A 15,623-nucleotide genomic window follows, 5' to 3' on the forward strand; every position below is an offset into this window, starting at 1 on the left:
AAATTAGTATGTTAGTATATTAGACTTGTAGTATTGTAGTATATGAATTTTTAAATTTATTTTTTTTAGTCTACTTTTCTAAAAGTCTATTCGTCTACCCATCTAGCTGACCCAATGTTTTTTCTTGATGTCTTGATCTTCTTCACATCTTTTTTCCTCGATCTTATCCTTTGCAAGATTTACCAGTGTAGCAAGGTTTTCATCTTTTAACAAGAGTGCGCGCGCAGAAAGTTGCTCCAGTGTGTTCTTTGCAGGGTTATCGATCACTTCAGCGAGAAGTACGTTCAGAATTGCACCAATCTGGGGTCCGGGAGTGAATTTGAGGTCTTTGATCATGATATCACCGTTGAGCTTGAGCATTTTGACGCTGACGGGGTCATGGGATACTTTGTCGATCATGTATTCAAAATGGCGCAATTTATAGGGTTTTGCCTTTTTTGTGCCCGAACCGAGTCTGTCTCCGATGCGTACGTCCATGAGATCTTTCATATTTTCCAATCCGACTTTGGTGATGATACGGCGTACTGCTGTTTCCGTCACTTCGTCCACACTGTAGTAGAACATGTGGTTGCGCACCAGCAGAACTGTTTTATCGATTACTTTTTTAGGGAATTTCAAACGATGAAGAATTGTTTTGGTCATGCGAGCACTGATGTATTCATGGTTATAGAAAGTGCAATCGCGTCCGGTACCTTGTTTGGCTTCCGGCTTGCCGATGTCGTGAAAAAGAGTTGCGAGACGCACCTCCAATTTTTTGCTCGGGCATGTTTGCACTGCTTGGAGACTGTGCTCCCATACAGTCAGTGTATGGTGGTGATTTTGCTCGACGTCGACCCCATGTATGAGTTCGGGGAGAAAATGCGTGAGGAGGCCAGTGTCATAGAGCATTTGTATGCCGTGTGCCACATGATCGCTCATGACGATCTTGGTGAATTCATCTCGGATGCGTTCCATAGAAACGTGCATAAGCAAAGCATCTTTTTCTTTGATTGCGTTGAAAGTGTTTTCTTCAATAGTGAAATTCAACCGTGCGGCAAATCGTACGGCACGGATCATGCGCAGGGCATCCTCTTCAAAGCGTTCTTGCGGATCGCCGACACAGCGGATGATGTGATCACGCGTGTCTTTTTGCCCGTCAAATGGGTCGATGAGGTTGTTGTTGATATCAAGTGCGAGTGCATTCATCGTAAAGTCTCTACGAGAAAGATCTTCCATGAGCGTCTTGGCAAATTGCACATCATCCGGTCGTCTGCGATCGGAATATGTGGATTCAATGCGATATGTGGTCACTTCGATCACGTCGTGCTCACGATCCGATTTGCCAACGCTGAGAAACGGTGCAACTTTGACACCGACGGTGCCAAAATCGTTTTCATAAAAACTCTCAGGAAATAGTGCTTGCACCTCATGCGGATGTGCATTGGTTGTGATGTCCCAGTCTTTTGGCTCATGATCGATCGTGAGGTCTCGCACACAGCCACCGACGATATACGCCTCAAATCCGGCGTCAACAAGCGCTTTCATGACATCCTTCACTTCCTGCGGTATTTTTGTGATCATATGTTCTTTATGGTACCGCATTTTTCTTTTTCATGCCAGGTGTGATATATGAATTTTTTTAGTGGGATAACGTATCAATTGTTGGCGTAAGAGGTTATTTATAGATAATTGTATGCAAAAATCTGATAGTTATAGGAATACCACATCACCCCATATACTCAATACAGCGACAAATATGCTTGGTTTGTGTTTTTTCATTGTTGCCTATCTTCGAACAGCACAGTTTGCAGAAAAAACATATTTTGATGAAATAACGGGCTTGGCTGCGATCATTTTTGCATTTAGTTGCTTCTTTTCATTTTTTTCTTTGAAAAAACAAAAAATAAAAGAGGGCGTGAGGAGTGAACTCATTGCTGACATCCTATTCTTTATAGGTATTTCTATTATTGTTTTTGTGGTACTTTTGAGTTTTAAATGGTTTTTTTAATAGACGTTTTTGCATTGAAAATTGATTTGTGTTACTGTTGTGTCATGAATATGGTTATTGTGCAAAACATGACATGTTGTTGTAACTCTTGCTAAGAGAGTTGTGTTTTTGCGCTAGACAAGTCATGGCTTAAAAAGCAACTCTCACTGGATGAGGGTTTTTTGTTTGTAAAAATGTAATTTCTTAAAAGAAAAAATATGATTTATAAAAATATAGTGGGATTGATCGGTCATACACCGATGGTAAAGATCAATCATGTGATCAAAAAAGACGGTGTGGAGATCTTTGCAAAATTAGAAGGACAAAATCCCAGTGGATCGATCAAAGATCGGATCGCATTGGCAATGATCGAGCAAGGCGAGCGAGAGGGGAAGTTGACGAAAGAAAAAATTATCATCGAAGCGACATCTGGTAATACGGGGATTGCACTTGCGATGATCGGCGCAATCAAAGGATATGGTGTGCATGTGGTCATGAGCAGTGCTGTTTCTATTGAGCGACAAAAATTGATCAAAGCATATGGGGCGAAAGTAATTCTTACAGATGGCACAAAAGGAACAGATGGCGCGATCATGCATGTGCGTGCACTTGTAAAAAAATTTCCCGAAAAATATTTCAACCCAGACCAATTCTCCAATGCATATAACAAACTGGCCCATTATCGTACAACAGCAGAAGAAATGTGGAAGCAAATGGATGGTCGTATTGATTATATGGTCTCTGCGCTGGGAACATCAGGCACGATTATGGGCATCGGAAAAGGCTTGAAAGATCACGATGCACATATCAAAGTGGTAGAGGCGCATCCTGTAAAAGGACATTATATTCAGGGGCTCAAAAATCTTGAAGAAGCATTGGTGCCGGCGATCTACGATGCAACGATGATCGATGAAAGAGTAATGGTGGAGTCGGAAGATGCATTTGACATGGCGCGGAAAGTGATGTTACATGAAGGCATCTCTGTCGGCATGAGCAGTGGCGCGGCACTTGTAGCGGCAAGAGAGATTGCACAAAAGATCGATAGGGGGCGCATTGTGATAATATTTCCTGATCGTGCAGAAAAATATGTGAGCACAACACTTTTTGCGGGTTAGCAATGAAAATTGACATTCTTGCTGTATACTGTAGTATATCAGTTCGGTTCTTTTTACTAACAAATAGATATTAAAGGAGGTGATGAGCTCAAGGTAAAATTGGCAAGGGAAAACAGGAACAAAAAAATCAAAAAGGAGGACCCGAGATGGGAAAGATTTTTGCAAAAATTGTTTTACTGCTGGCACTCTGTGGTTTTGTTACAAGTGCTGGTGCAACCTCGGCCCCGTATTTTTCTACGGACAAAATTACCTTTGCGGATATTTTGGAGAATGCTTCGTATGAGTCCAGTTTTGGACTCTATGCGATGAGTGATCCGTCAAAGACTTTGCAAATCTTTAACTATGTGGATGAGCCATTTGGCGGACTTAAAACCGTGAAATCGTCACAGTGGAGTTATCTCAGTGAAGGCTTTGGGTTTTATTTTGATGTGCATACCGGTGGCAAGGATGATACAGCAGTCGATTATCGCTGGTTCAGTGACATGTCACTCAATCAATTTGCCAATGGCATGTCTGTCGACACAGGCATACAGCATGTACAGCTTGCATGGAATAACTATAGTATTGCAGTGAGCCTTGAAGATTTGCTTGGTGGTGGTGATCAGGATTTCGATGATATGCGGGTCAATGGTTTCACATGTAAGTTGAATGTGGTAAGACCGACTGACCCTGTGCCGGAACCGGCAACAATAATCCTTCTGGGCACCGGTCTTGCGGGTCTTTTTGGCGCAAGTCGTCGCAAAAAGATGTAATATTCCTCATTTTTTATCTAGGTCAGGCCCTGAATGTGTACATTTGGGGCTTTTTATATACAAAAAACACCTCAAGTGCTTGAGGTGTTTTCTGATCCTTCTGAATTATAGAACTTTTTCTTTCAATATTTCCGTATAGATCTTGAATGTGTCGCCGGCTTTGATCTTGGTTTCGCCGTCAAATGTGATGCCACACTCTTTGTCTCTCTTTACTTCATCCACATTGACTTTGTTGTGTTGAAGATTTGCGAGGTTGCCTGTGCCGATGAGGTTTTCACCCCGATAGACATCAATTTTTGCATTTTTGGAAACGACCTTACCTTTCTTTACGCGTCCGCCAACGATCATCTGCTTTTTCTCTGTGCGGAAGATGCCGAGCACTTCCAATTCGCCAACGTCTGTACGTTCAATTTCATCCGGGAGCATGGAGAGAAGTGTATTTTTGACATGATCAACGAGTTCATAAATGACCTTGTAGTTTAAAACGGTTACTTTTGCATCTTCGGCCATGCGTTTTGCTACAGGACTTGTCGTGACGCTAAATCCATAGATCGTTGCGTCGGAGCTTTGTGCCATCTTGATATCAGATTCTGTGACATTGCCCACACCGGTGTCGATGAAACTGATCGCAACCTTTGTCTGCGGGATCGTTGCGAGAATTTGCTCGATCGCCTCAATGGATCCTTGTACATCTGATTTGATGATGACGTTGTATTTGGGGATGCCATCGTTGTCAGTGATGCTTTTGACGGTTTTTTTGTCGCCGGCAAGGCGAATTGCCATTTCGCGTGATTTGAGTCGCGCACTGCGTTTTGCATTTGCCACTTGCACGATATCATTGGTTTCCGCTGTGTCCAAAAGTCCATAGATCGTTGCAGGCATGGACGGTGTCGCTTTTTCGATCGTGTTGCCACGATGATCTTCCATGTGACGAATGCGCCCATATGTTTTGCCAACGTTGATATCTTGACCCACTTTCAATATGCCGGTTTTGACCACGACTGTTGCAACAGGTCCTTTTTGGTCATCTTTGTGTGATTCGAGTACAACAGCGAGGCCGTCGCGTTTTTCATTTGCTTTGAAATCTTCAACTTCTGCCAAGAGGATAATGCTTTCCAACAGATCCGTGATGCCGATATTATTCTTTGCACTGATCTCATTGCACATCACTTTGCCACCCCATTCCTCGATCACGATCTCAAGTTCTGCAAGCTCTTGTTTTACGCGTGCAGGGTTCGCATTTGGTTTGTCGATCTTATTGATCGCAACGATCGTCGGGATGCCTTTTTCTTTGAGATAGGTGATCACTTCTTTGGTCTGTGGTCGCACACCATCGTCCGCAGCGACGACAAGAATCGCGATATCAGCTATTGATACGCCACGTTCGCGCATTGCAGAAAAAGCTTCATGTCCGGGTGTATCGATAAACGTGAGGACCTTCCCACGTTTTTTGACCTGGTATGCACTAATATGCTGTGTGATTCCGCCGGATTCGCCACTTGCAACCGATGTTTTGCGGATCGCATCGAGAAGAGTGGTTTTGCCGTGGTCTACATGTCCCAAGATCGTGACAATAGGAGGACGGCCGTCCAATTTTTCTCCGGAATTTTTTTCTTTTGCGCAAATATCGAGTAATTTCTCGATCGTCAACATCTCATCATCTGCAACTTCGAGGTCTTCTTCTACGTGAAATCCGAGATACTCGGCAATGATCGATGCAGTATCGAAGTCGATCTCCTCATTGATCGTTGCCATGATCCCATTTCTCATTAATTCCGTGATGACTGCCGTAGCAGGCATGTCCAAAAGCTCGGAAAATTTCTTTACGGTAACAGTGGGTGCAATATGTACGATTTTTTCAGTCATGGTGTGTAAAAGGATTTAGGAGATTATTGTGCTGTTGTGATGGCTTCTTTTTCTTCGGTGGTCAGTTCATTGTTTACAGGAGCACCGTTCTGGATTTCTTTGGTATAAATGCGGGTTCCTTCTCGCGTGTGGATTGATGAGATGATCATCCCATTGTCTTTGCTGTTGAGAAGGGCCAATGCAAAGCTCTGATTGCCACTATAATCATGAAAAGGATTGAATTTGACAAGACTAACCTTGTGAAGTGCCTTATGTGCATGTGCATTGATCGTATTGGAAATCTGAAATAATTCATGAATTTCCGTGTCAAATTCATGAATGCGTTTATTGTTATGCATGACAATATCCTCCAAAGCGATGCCTTTTTTACCGGCGCATAATGCTGAGAGTGCTTTGTGGCATGCACGCACTTTGATCAGTGCGATAATTCCGCATATGCAGGCAATCACAGAAAAAGCTATGGCGACAATATCAATGGTGGAGAATGCAAAAGAGGGGGCAAACATAAAAGTGATTCTGATACGATTATTTGTCACAATAGCATCAAAATTCGCACTTGTAAAGCAAAAAGTCCGAAGATTACCAATTATTTTTGTGCGTACATCAGATCAAGAAATTCCCAAAATTTGTCTTTTCCGCCAATTGCGCCGACACATTCGGCAGTTTCAGCTTTTTCACGGGCATGTGGATGCGATTCATCGATCGGCATGTGGCGAAATGCCCAGCGAATCGTATCGGGATAATCCGGCATAATGTGGGAAATAGAGGTGTGAAATTTTTTGCAGTACGGACAGTCCATGTCGGAATACATTATGACGGTAATGCGTGCGTCGTCTTTTCCAGATGTCCAATCATTATCGGCGATGGGGGTGAGCTCTGTCGTGGCGCTGATGTCCTTTGCTTTGGGATTTTTCCCGGCGAGGAGATCGTCAAAAAATGTGCGCATGCCTTTTTCGTCATAAGCACCAGGAATTTCATAGATTGCGTGATTGGTCAAAACAAAACTGTGTGGTGTGCCTTTAACGCCGGCTTTTGTACCACTGTCGCTGTCACTTTGCACTTTGTCTGCATAAGTTTTTTCTGAAACACATGTGCGGATCTTTTCAACATCAAGCCCGAGGGATGTGATGATTTCCTCTGTCGATTGTGTCGTATCTTTTTTTTCTGGTGATGTTTTTTGCGCAGTTGTTACGGGATTTTTTTGGGGTGCATCAAATGATAGATGATCTGTGACCGTGAGACCGAGGAGGCCAAAAAGGATGACTGCAAGCGCCACTATGAATCCATGCCAAAATGAAGGCCAATGCGTCGTATGTTTTTCCATAAGATATGTTTATCATTACGTCATTTAGTGTACGCATTTCACAAAAATTGCGCAAGTGGTAAAAATTCATTATGATAGGAGGTATCATGATTATTCGATAATTTTTATACAAATGATCACTCAATCAACTGCACCATTATTGGAGCGAAGGGAAATCGCTCCGCAGACGTACCAATATTTTTTTGAAAAACCGGATGGTTTTGATTTTGTTGCCGGACAGTATGTATTTTTGGATTTTGCGCAACCGGTCAATCGTGATGATCGACCGAGCATGCGCGCTCTGTCAATTGCTTCTGCGCCATATGAAGATCGACTGATGTTTGTCATGCGCGACAGTGAAAGTGCATTCAAGAAAAACATGCGTGCGATGAATGTGGGAGATGAGATCTTGATCAAAGGACCATTGGGACATGTGTCAATTCCGGAAAATCTCCATCAACCGATCACGTTTCTGATCGCAGGGGTGGGGATTACGCCTGTGCGATCCATGCTCAAACAAGAAGAACACATCAAATCGTTTCGCCCGGTCACAGTGATCTTTTCAAATAAAACAAAAGCGGATATTGTTTTGCGAGAAGATATGGATGCGATCTCATTGCAAAATTTCAAATTGATACACACATTGACCCGCGAAGAAGGGGAATGGGAGGGCGCAAGGGGACGCATTAATGCGGAAATGATCAAAGAAAATGTTGACGACATCACCAATCAGATGTACTATGTTGTAGGTACGGGAGAGTTTATCACAGCCATTCGTGACGTTCTGACAGAGCTAAACGTACCAAAAGAAAAGATCATCTTTGACAATTTCGGATAGAAAATAACGCAAGAGCGCTCGCGGGCATGCCCGCCGAAGCCTCTGGCGAAGTGCGGGTGTCGTATAGTGGCTTATTATATCAGCCTTCCAAGCTGAGGACGAGGGTTCGATTCCCTTCACCCGCTCATCGAAATCAAAAAGAGTTCCACATTGGGACTTTTTTTGATTTTGTCTTGGTGGAAGGGAATCGAATTAAAAGGGGGTTGGGAAAAAGAATTTTTCCCGTGGCGGAATTATTCAAACCGAGGGGTTTGAAAAGCGATTTGCAAAATCGCGCGTGAGATTTCCCTTCACCCGCTCAGACAAAAAAGTCCCATGAGATGGGGCTTTTTTGGTACTGGACATGGTAAGGTCGAAATATGGTAAAATTAAGATATGGATGTTGAAAAATTATTACGAGATAATAAAGATATTGATCAGACTGCAAAATTAGAAATGGCAGATAATTTTGAACGTGAGAAGATTTCTGAGATGCAAAAGCGAGTTGCTGAAGCAATAAATATTATTTATACAACAAATTTATTCGATCAAGAATATCTAACTCAAATTATTTTGACCGCGCAAGGAAACAATGGTAAAAAATACAGATTTACAAAAAATAATGTAGTAGAAGTTGATAAAGATGATTATAAAGATGATGACTTTGTACAAGGTCGTCGAAGAGATTTTGTAGAAATTGCACCACGTGAGGATTTTGAAATTCATATGAAAAAGGCTCTCAAGGAAAAAAGAATTTTTGAGGTCGATTTCTTTGATGATGTCATTACATATGAAGAGTTTATTGCACATGAAATCGCACACAATCAATTTGATTTAAAATATTTTGATAAATTTGGTGAATATGAAGAAGTTGATGGAAAAACAGATGTCGCCAATGAATACAGAAAAAAATTAAAAGATATAATTATTCCACTTGTTAAAGAATATTATCAATATGTTGAAATGGAAAAATTTACTTTTAAAAGACAACAAATAGCTGAAATATATGCCTTTTTATATCAAAGAGAATTTTGTAAAAGAAGTGGTATAAATAATGATATGCACAATAAATTAGATATAAAATCGCAAGAATTTTTCAGAGATCCACAAAAGATGCTGGAAACATTCAACAAAGAAAACAATCATGATTTTTCAATAGAAGGGCATGTATACAATGAGAGTCACGTTTTGTCTTTAGCTGTTGCAAGACTTATAGAGGAAAAATATCCAAATTGGGAGGATAGAATGGCTATTTTCCAATTCTAAATATTGTAAATATATGAATTGATATTAGAGTTTTCACCACAAAAAATTCGAACATCCCTCCAAAGGCGGACAGATATTACCTACTCGGCTCAGGCTCAAAAAGCTCCATTTCATGGTGCTTTTTTGTATACCCTTCATGCAACGTTCGAACTGGACGTTGACTTTTGATTTATTTTATGCTATCTTTTTAAGTTCATGTGTTCTTTTATTTTTTAGTGGAGTCTCACATTTGTGGCAAAATCTAACTTAAAAGGTGGAGATATGGAAAAAATTGACACAGCCATGTTATTGGCAATTGCGGAGCATCTACGAAAAAATCAGCATGCCCTCATGGATAGTATTTGGCAAAATTCTGAAACAGAGGCGATTGTCCACCAAACAATTTGTGCCAGCGATCTCAATTTTCGCAAAAAAAGTGATGCGTTTTCTTGGGTGGGTAACAATGTGATGCAAAATAATTGTTTTGGTCCTCAAAATTATTCTGGTTTACGTCGACTTCTTGATGGAGGTTACATGATCATGGAGAGTTATCGTGGCGAGTGTGCTTGTCCAGAAAACACACACATGGTTGATGGAGCGCCTCAAATTTTGCGGATTACAAACAAATTATTGCAATACGTTTTTGACAAACATCTGAATTAGTCAGGCGGAGGTAAACTACATGTTGCCAAGAGAAAAACAATTTTCAAAGTTAGATTGTCTATGGTTTCATCATGGAGGAAGTGTACTTGGTTTTTCTGGAAGACCGGGTCTGAATGATAAAATGCAAGGAAATAGATGGAGGCTTGTTGATGCTGAAATGTTGGAATATATTTTTGAAAATCATCAACGGTTCCTGCATCGGCAGGACGGCTATCTTATTGCCACTCATCCTGATTGCATTGAACATGATGGTGATGATCTAATTGTTTCATGTATTGCAAGCTCTGATGAAGAGGGCTTGGTTTTTACAAAACTGCAACTTGATCGAGGAATGATTTGGGATCATTCCAGAATAAAAGTATTGGTTGTTAAATAGGAGAAAATGCGATGGAGAAGGCGAGTTTTGTTGGGGTGTGTATGTCGGGACCGGGTGGGGCTGATTTTCCGAAAGTGTTTCAATCAGGGCATGTGAAATTGCTCGTCGAAGGATTGCCAGCACAAACCATGAACACATTGAAAAGGGGAGCAAGCTACGAGATCCTATATGATCTTGATCAGGTACATGTTGTACAAGAAGAACCTGAAATTTTTCGCGATCGGAAAGCAGAGGCTACAAAGTTGTAGGTGTATATTCTCAGGAACAACCTCATCGGTCACAGCAGTGATCGGTGAGGTTTTTATTTTTCAAAAAATTGTATAAAATCAGTATTTTGGTTACAAAAAGTTCGAACGTCATTACCTACGCGGCTCAGACAAAAAAGTCCCATGAAATGGGGCTTTTTTGTGCCCAATATGCAAAGGTCGAACTACTGTTGATTTCTAATAAATTAAGGAATTTGAATAATTATTATTGTTTCATCAATTCGTTCACCTCCTATTTTTTTGATGGAAGGATATTTTTCTCTGAGGGTTTCATAATTTGTCATTGATAGTGCTAGGTATGATCCAGAGGAGGGAATGGAATCTTTTTTAATATCAATAATTTTGATTTTATCTCCTAAATACCAATAAAGAGGAATATCGGCCTCAGCATCTACATCGATATATATTTGATCAATTTTATTTTTTTCTACAAATTTGACTATTTTTTTGGTACCTTGACCCCAATCATAATTTGAGTCAGTTGCAATTTTGTATCCGTTGGTCGTTCCATGTCCAAAGAAATTGTAATATTCTAAATAATTCGGAAAAGATAACATGACTGATAAAAATATACTTGAAAAAATTATTATAAAAAAGTATTTAATTTTTATTTTAAGAACTTCCTCATTCCAAAAAGAGCCAATTGCTTTTGCAGTTAGAATGGTTATTGCAAAAATTATAGGCAATATATGTCGCAGTCCTATTTGTAAATTAGAAGAAATTGTTGTAACTGTGAATAAATAAATAAAAATGAGAAAGAATAACATTAAGGGGTTTTTCAAAAAATTTACAAATCTATCTTTTAGGGGCTCATGTGATGAGAAAAATTTCCAAATTACAATTAAAATTCCAAATAAATTCAATAGTAATAATCCAATTGGCATTTTTGTTAAGTATAGAATTGGAAAGTATAATAATCCGGCCCCCTCAGATCCATAGAAATTTCCCATGAAATATATCTGCTGATAAGCAACATCTAACCTGGAAAAAACCATTAAAATACCAGAAATATATTGAGTGGCTCCCTTTAAAAAAGAATTGTCTGCGGATATAATTAAAATATCCTTTAAGTTCAAGAGGGTTTTATCTGGATGTAAATAATTTATTTGAGCAATTATATCCCTACCCTCCATGTTGTATGTATGGAAATAATAATAAATAGCAATGACAAAAAAGTTTAATCCAATAAAGATGATGAAATTTAAAAAGTACTTAGCAATATGGGTTAAATTTCTTTGTTTGGTTATGACATAGATTAGACCTCCGATAAATATTGTTGGAATCAAAATAATTGAAGAAAATTTTGAAAGAAGTGCAAGTGATAAAAAAAATATTGATGTCAATAATGATTTAAAGTAATATTTTTTCTTTACAAAATTTCGAATATATATAGAAAATGTGACAATTGCAATCATTTGCAAAAGGGAGGACATAAAATCCATTGCCACTAAAGATCCTTGGGCAATATTAAATTGTAAGAAAACTATTGAAAACAAAGACACGAGAGCAATCCTTTTGCTCCATGTCTTTGATAAGAATAAATATAGCAGAAATAAAAAAATTGTATTAAAAATTATAACTGATAATCTTGCCAAAAAGGTAATTAAACTCGGATCGTTTTTTGGATTAAATAGAAATATTGCAGCCCAGTCCCATTGAGCATTTTGTATTTCAAGGTTTTTTGAGAAGGTAAATTCTTTTGGAGGATATTGATGCCAAAGAACACCCTCATCGATGGTTTTATCTTCCTTTATTTCCGGAAAATGAGGTTTATAGAGCAAAAGTGGTAATGCTGATAAATCTTTTATGAGGGGAGGATGTTCAACGTTTAAAAAATATTTTCCTGTTTTTAAATAATAATAACCACTCGGAATATGTGCCATCTCATCGGTAGTTATTGCATTTCCCCAATATTTGAAATTTTTATAATCAATACTTGCTGTGGATGCGAGAGTAATAAAAAAATAAAAACAGCAAAAAATCACTGCTATTAGATTTGATTTTTTGAAAAAATTACTCACAAGGAATCTCATAGTCTTTACACTCGTCAGTTAATAAGGCATTTTTTTGATTTTTTTCTGTCACAATCAAGGCTTCTACTTTTTTGATTATTTTCTCATTCCTGTCTATATTATCCTTTTTGCGCTCAATGCTTCTTTTTATTACGTCATATATGTCGCCACCTTTGCTATAATCATCCAATTCAGATTTCTTCTCATCTATATACTTTTTATCTTTTTTAATTTCATCCTTACAACTTTCAATTGCTTTAGTCCTGTCGCCTCTGATTTTTCCCCAAGAAGTTCCATTATCGTTAAAAATCTCTATTTCTTCTGTGCCTATTGCCACAATTTTTAATTTACAATTTTTTTTGATATTTTCGCACTTTGTAAGTTCTTCTTGACCATTTTTTTCTTCCTCCGCTTTCAGTAGCTCATTTTGAGATTTATCAAACTCGTTAATTTTTTCTTGTTGTTCGGGAGTGGTTTCTCCTAATTTTGGATTTTCTAAGTCAAATTTTATGCCTTCACCATCACTTTTAGAGCAACCTGAAAATATTGTTATAATGCATATCAGGACGAGATAAATTGTTGATTTAAGCATATTTTCAATATTTAATGATGTATATAAAATTTAACATATTATTGACTTAATAGCACATGAGGTTTTTATACTTGTTTTTTGATTTTTAAAACAAAGTTTTGTTTGAGAATTTTTGCCACAAAAAGTTCGGACAGCTCTTCAGAGCCTGCCTGCCGGTAGGTGGGGTGGACAGGCATTACCTACTCGGCTCAGATAAAAAAGTCCCATTAAATGGGGCTTTTTTTGGTACCCACTATGCAACGTTCGAACTAGAGTGGACAAATAACAAATATTATGCTATTATGAAACGTTTTGTATACTTAAAAATATAAATATTTTTGAATTTAATATAAAGGGAGAGAATCTATGAACTGGAATGAATTGGCAGAAAAGTTTGTTAGTGGCTTTAAAAAATCTGATCTTTCGCAAAAAGGAATGGGTGTGACGGATTCGGAAGCCGTTAGGTTGCGAAAAAAGATGAAGGAAAGCAGATATGAAGGTTCAATGGCATTTTTTATTTGCAAAAGAGTCAACGAAGTATTTAACAATTGCGATGGCAAAAAAAAGAAAATGGTTGCACTTTTGCGCAATGTCAATTTAGACACATCTTCAGATGATGATCTGATCGATGTTGCTGCTCAAATAAAATCTGAGATTGGAAGCCTAGATGATGTTATATCTGCAAAAAAAAGTCAGAACGAAGCCATCGACTTTTGTAAAAAAATTCAAGAATTGCAAATATCAATCTAGCTATAAAATTCTCAAATTTAAAACCTCATCGGTCACAACAGTGATTGGTGAGGTTTTTCTTTTTGAAAAGCAAAGTATTTCAAAGTGTCACTTTCACCATAAAGAGTTCGAACGTCCCTCCAAAGGCGGACAGGCATTACCTACGCGGCTCAGACAAAAAAGTCCCATGAAATGGGGCTTTTTGTTATAAAAACAAATAAAATAGGTATAGTATAGGTATAAATTAGGTATAACTATACCTATATTGACAAAAGGTATAATATAGGTATAATATAGGTATAATTATACCTATACAATATTATATGTTTTTTAAGCTCAAAAAGCCAGATTTATCAAAAATAGAAAATGAAGAAATCATAAAAATTCTAGAAGGTGATCATGCTCTGGAAGTTTTTGATTTTGTTAAAAAAGTAAATAAATCAGAATATTTATTTTGGGACAAGGTGCAATATAAAGAGCCATCTCCAAAGGGCATTTCGAAAGAAATGCTTTGGAAGTTAATAAAAATGTTTAGATCTTCACAGGAGATTTCTCCAATCAAAGATAAAAATGAAATATATTTTAAATGGTCACGACTTGATTATTTTGAAGAGTTTTTTCACGAACTGGATATGCATACAGGCGGAGAGCTTTTTGTTGGTTCTGGGGAATTAAATAAAGCTAGTAAACAGAAATTGATCAGTAGAGGAATAATGGAAGAGGCCATTGCATCTTCTCAATTAGAAGGAGCTGCTACTAGCAGACATGCAGCAAAAAAAATGTTGAGAGAAGGTAGAAAGCCATCAAATAAATCAGAACAAATGATCGTCAATAACTATCTTTCAATGAAACAAATAGAAGATAGGTTTAAAGACGAGGAAATGAGTCTGGATTTGATTATGGAATTGCATTCACTAATAACAAAAGAAACGGTTGATTCTCAAGGAGAAAAACCAAGATTGAGAAATGTGGGCGAGCCTATCTATGTGACCGATGAAATTGATGATGTGATATATCATGAAGGTCCGAATATTGAATTTGTTAAAAAGGAATTGAAAATATTGATTGATTTTGCAAATAATAAAAACAAAAATGAATCATTCATCCACCCAGTTCTAAAGGCTATTATGATTCATTTTTGGATGGGATATTTGCATCCGTTTACTGATGGAAATGGAAGGTTGGCGAGGTTGCTATTTTATTGGTATCTAATTAAAAATAATTATTGGGCGTTTGCATATCTGCCTGTCTCAAAGGTTATTAAAAATTCAAAGAAGCAGTATAAAATGGCTTATGTTTATAGTGAGCAAGATGATAATGATATGACATATTTCTTGGACTATAATATGAGAAAAATTAGAATGGCAGTTGAGGAGTTTAAGACATATTTGAAACATCAGTCAGAGAAAAATGTTGAAATGAATCAAAAAAGTGAAACAGAGTATAACTTAAACATGAGACAAGTTCAATTATTACAATATCTATTTGGAAATCCCGAGGAAAGAACTACTCTTGGTGCTCATATGAATGTAAATCAAATTGCGAAGATGACTGCGAGTAAGGACTTAAAAAACTTGGTGTCTAAGGGTTTTTTGGAATCGCAAAAACAAGGTCGACACGTATATTACTATGGAACTAGTAAAATAAAGATATTATTTCACTAAATCAGGTATTATATATTCTTGCAGTGCTATATCTTTCCTGTAAAAAGTTCAAACGTCATTGCCTACTCGGCTCAGACTCAAAAAAGCTCCATTTCATGGGGCTTTTTGTTATACCCTTCATGCAACGTTCGAACTGAACGTTGACTTTTATTGTTACAATTGCAGCAATTAGGGTTACCTTTAGGTTTTAGATCTCATGTGATATGGTGGGATGCATATTTGCATCATCATTACCATAAATTCTATGAGAAGAAACACAATAGAGGAAACCATCCATA

General features: G+C 37.9%; 16 protein-coding genes and 1 tRNA gene. 11 read left to right on the top strand and 6 right to left on the bottom strand.

Going from position 1 to position 15,623, the window contains the following annotated elements; all coding sequences use genetic code 11:
- Positions 1–102: 102 nt before the first annotated feature.
- Entirely contained in the window at positions 103–1,560 is a 1,458-nt protein-coding gene (locus WC819_05460; GenBank protein MFA5986765.1) for an HDIG domain-containing metalloprotein, read from the bottom strand.
- Positions 1,561–1,672: 112 nt separating this feature from the next.
- On the opposite strand from WC819_05460, the gene WC819_05465 reads away from it, so the two are divergent.
- The 3 genes from WC819_05465 (at position 1,673) to WC819_05475 (ending at position 3,833) form a co-directional block, all read left to right on the top strand.
- Positions 1,673–1,987, top strand: a complete 315-nt coding sequence (locus tag WC819_05465) for a hypothetical protein (GenBank protein MFA5986766.1) — start codon at positions 1,673–1,675, stop codon at positions 1,985–1,987.
- Positions 1,988–2,184: 197 nt separating this feature from the next.
- Positions 2,185–3,081 carry a cysteine synthase family protein gene (locus WC819_05470; GenBank protein ID MFA5986767.1) on the top strand — a complete coding sequence of 299 codons (897 nt, stop codon included), beginning with the start codon at positions 2,185–2,187 and terminating at the stop codon, positions 3,079–3,081.
- A gap of 146 nt (positions 3,082–3,227) precedes the next feature.
- Positions 3,228–3,833, top strand: coding sequence for a PEP-CTERM sorting domain-containing protein (locus WC819_05475; protein MFA5986768.1), 606 nt, complete (start codon positions 3,228–3,230; stop codon positions 3,831–3,833).
- A gap of 105 nt (positions 3,834–3,938) precedes the next feature.
- Here WC819_05475 and infB read toward each other — a convergent pair whose 3' ends face one another.
- The 3 genes from infB to WC819_05490 form a co-directional block, all read right to left on the bottom strand.
- Positions 3,939–5,699, bottom strand: a complete 1,761-nt coding sequence (infB, locus tag WC819_05480; GenBank protein MFA5986769.1) for a translation initiation factor IF-2 — start codon at positions 5,697–5,699, stop codon at positions 3,939–3,941.
- A 23-nt stretch (positions 5,700–5,722) separates the two neighbouring features.
- Complete coding sequence (locus tag WC819_05485; GenBank protein MFA5986770.1) at positions 5,723–6,205, bottom strand: DUF4446 family protein; 483 nt, start codon at positions 6,203–6,205, stop codon at positions 5,723–5,725.
- Between the two features lie 80 nt (positions 6,206–6,285).
- On the bottom strand, positions 6,286–7,023 hold the full coding sequence (locus WC819_05490; GenBank protein MFA5986771.1) for a thioredoxin domain-containing protein: 738 nt from the start codon (positions 7,021–7,023) through the stop codon (positions 6,286–6,288).
- 112 nt (positions 7,024–7,135) lie between these two features.
- On the opposite strand from WC819_05490, the gene WC819_05495 reads away from it, so the two are divergent.
- The 6 genes from WC819_05495 to WC819_05520 all read left to right on the top strand — a co-directional run bounded on the left by WC819_05495 (position 7,136) and on the right by WC819_05520 (position 10,351).
- Positions 7,136–7,840 carry an FAD-dependent oxidoreductase gene (locus tag WC819_05495; GenBank protein ID MFA5986772.1) on the top strand — a complete coding sequence of 235 codons (705 nt, stop codon included), beginning with the start codon at positions 7,136–7,138 and terminating at the stop codon, positions 7,838–7,840.
- Positions 7,841–7,892: 52 nt separating this feature from the next.
- Positions 7,893–7,965, top strand: a tRNA-Gly gene (locus tag WC819_05500).
- Between the two features lie 250 nt (positions 7,966–8,215).
- Positions 8,216–9,085, top strand: coding sequence for a hypothetical protein (locus WC819_05505; protein MFA5986773.1), 870 nt, complete (start codon positions 8,216–8,218; stop codon positions 9,083–9,085).
- A 261-nt stretch (positions 9,086–9,346) separates the two neighbouring features.
- On the top strand, positions 9,347–9,727 hold the full coding sequence (locus WC819_05510; GenBank protein MFA5986774.1) for a hypothetical protein: 381 nt from the start codon (positions 9,347–9,349) through the stop codon (positions 9,725–9,727).
- 19 nt (positions 9,728–9,746) lie between these two features.
- Entirely contained in the window at positions 9,747–10,103 is a 357-nt protein-coding gene (locus WC819_05515; protein ID MFA5986775.1) for a hypothetical protein, read from the top strand.
- Positions 10,104–10,114: 11 nt separating this feature from the next.
- Positions 10,115–10,351 carry a hypothetical protein gene (locus WC819_05520; GenBank protein ID MFA5986776.1) on the top strand — a complete coding sequence of 79 codons (237 nt, stop codon included), beginning with the start codon at positions 10,115–10,117 and terminating at the stop codon, positions 10,349–10,351.
- Between the two features lie 203 nt (positions 10,352–10,554).
- Here WC819_05520 and WC819_05525 read toward each other — a convergent pair whose 3' ends face one another.
- Both WC819_05525 and WC819_05530 read right to left on the bottom strand, forming a co-directional pair.
- Entirely contained in the window at positions 10,555–12,390 is a 1,836-nt protein-coding gene (locus WC819_05525) for a hypothetical protein (protein ID MFA5986777.1), read from the bottom strand.
- Positions 12,383–12,973: a hypothetical protein gene (locus tag WC819_05530; GenBank protein ID MFA5986778.1), complete on the bottom strand. Its 591-nt coding sequence runs from the start codon at positions 12,971–12,973 to the stop codon at positions 12,383–12,385. The genes WC819_05525 and WC819_05530 overlap by 8 nt, the downstream gene beginning before the upstream one ends.
- Positions 12,974–13,318: 345 nt before the next feature.
- Here WC819_05530 and WC819_05535 point away from each other — a divergent pair, with 345 nt between their 5' ends.
- Entirely contained in the window at positions 13,319–13,702 is a 384-nt protein-coding gene (locus WC819_05535; GenBank protein MFA5986779.1) for a hypothetical protein, read from the top strand.
- A 302-nt stretch (positions 13,703–14,004) separates the two neighbouring features.
- Positions 14,005–15,345: a Fic family protein gene (locus tag WC819_05540; GenBank protein MFA5986780.1), complete on the top strand. Its 1,341-nt coding sequence runs from the start codon at positions 14,005–14,007 to the stop codon at positions 15,343–15,345.
- Positions 15,346–15,623: the final 278 nt, after the last annotated feature.

This window comes from Parcubacteria group bacterium (assembly GCA_041660065.1).
Classification (GTDB): Bacteria; Patescibacteriota; Minisyncoccia; order Moranbacterales.

Excerpts from the sequence above, each read along its gene's own strand:
- WC819_05460 (MFA5986765.1), bottom strand. The coding sequence starts at position 1,560 with ATGATCACAAAAATACCGCAGGAAGTGAAGGATGTCATGAAAGCGCTT.
- WC819_05465 (MFA5986766.1), top strand. The coding sequence starts at position 1,673 with ATGCAAAAATCTGATAGTTATAGGAATACCACATCACCCCATATACTC.
- WC819_05470 (MFA5986767.1), top strand. The coding sequence starts at position 2,185 with ATGATTTATAAAAATATAGTGGGATTGATCGGTCATACACCGATGGTA.
- WC819_05475 (MFA5986768.1), top strand. The coding sequence starts at position 3,228 with ATGGGAAAGATTTTTGCAAAAATTGTTTTACTGCTGGCACTCTGTGGT.
- infB (MFA5986769.1), bottom strand. The coding sequence starts at position 5,699 with ATGACTGAAAAAATCGTACATATTGCACCCACTGTTACCGTAAAGAAA.
- WC819_05485 (MFA5986770.1), bottom strand. The coding sequence starts at position 6,205 with ATGTTTGCCCCCTCTTTTGCATTCTCCACCATTGATATTGTCGCCATA.
- WC819_05490 (MFA5986771.1), bottom strand. The coding sequence starts at position 7,023 with ATGGAAAAACATACGACGCATTGGCCTTCATTTTGGCATGGATTCATA.
- WC819_05495 (MFA5986772.1), top strand. The coding sequence starts at position 7,136 with ATGATCACTCAATCAACTGCACCATTATTGGAGCGAAGGGAAATCGCT.
- WC819_05505 (MFA5986773.1), top strand. The coding sequence starts at position 8,216 with ATGGATGTTGAAAAATTATTACGAGATAATAAAGATATTGATCAGACT.
- WC819_05510 (MFA5986774.1), top strand. The coding sequence starts at position 9,347 with ATGGAAAAAATTGACACAGCCATGTTATTGGCAATTGCGGAGCATCTA.
- WC819_05515 (MFA5986775.1), top strand. The coding sequence starts at position 9,747 with ATGTTGCCAAGAGAAAAACAATTTTCAAAGTTAGATTGTCTATGGTTT.
- WC819_05520 (MFA5986776.1), top strand. The coding sequence starts at position 10,115 with ATGGAGAAGGCGAGTTTTGTTGGGGTGTGTATGTCGGGACCGGGTGGG.
- WC819_05530 (MFA5986778.1), bottom strand. The coding sequence starts at position 12,973 with ATGCTTAAATCAACAATTTATCTCGTCCTGATATGCATTATAACAATA.
- WC819_05535 (MFA5986779.1), top strand. The coding sequence starts at position 13,319 with ATGAACTGGAATGAATTGGCAGAAAAGTTTGTTAGTGGCTTTAAAAAA.
- WC819_05540 (MFA5986780.1), top strand. The coding sequence starts at position 14,005 with ATGTTTTTTAAGCTCAAAAAGCCAGATTTATCAAAAATAGAAAATGAA.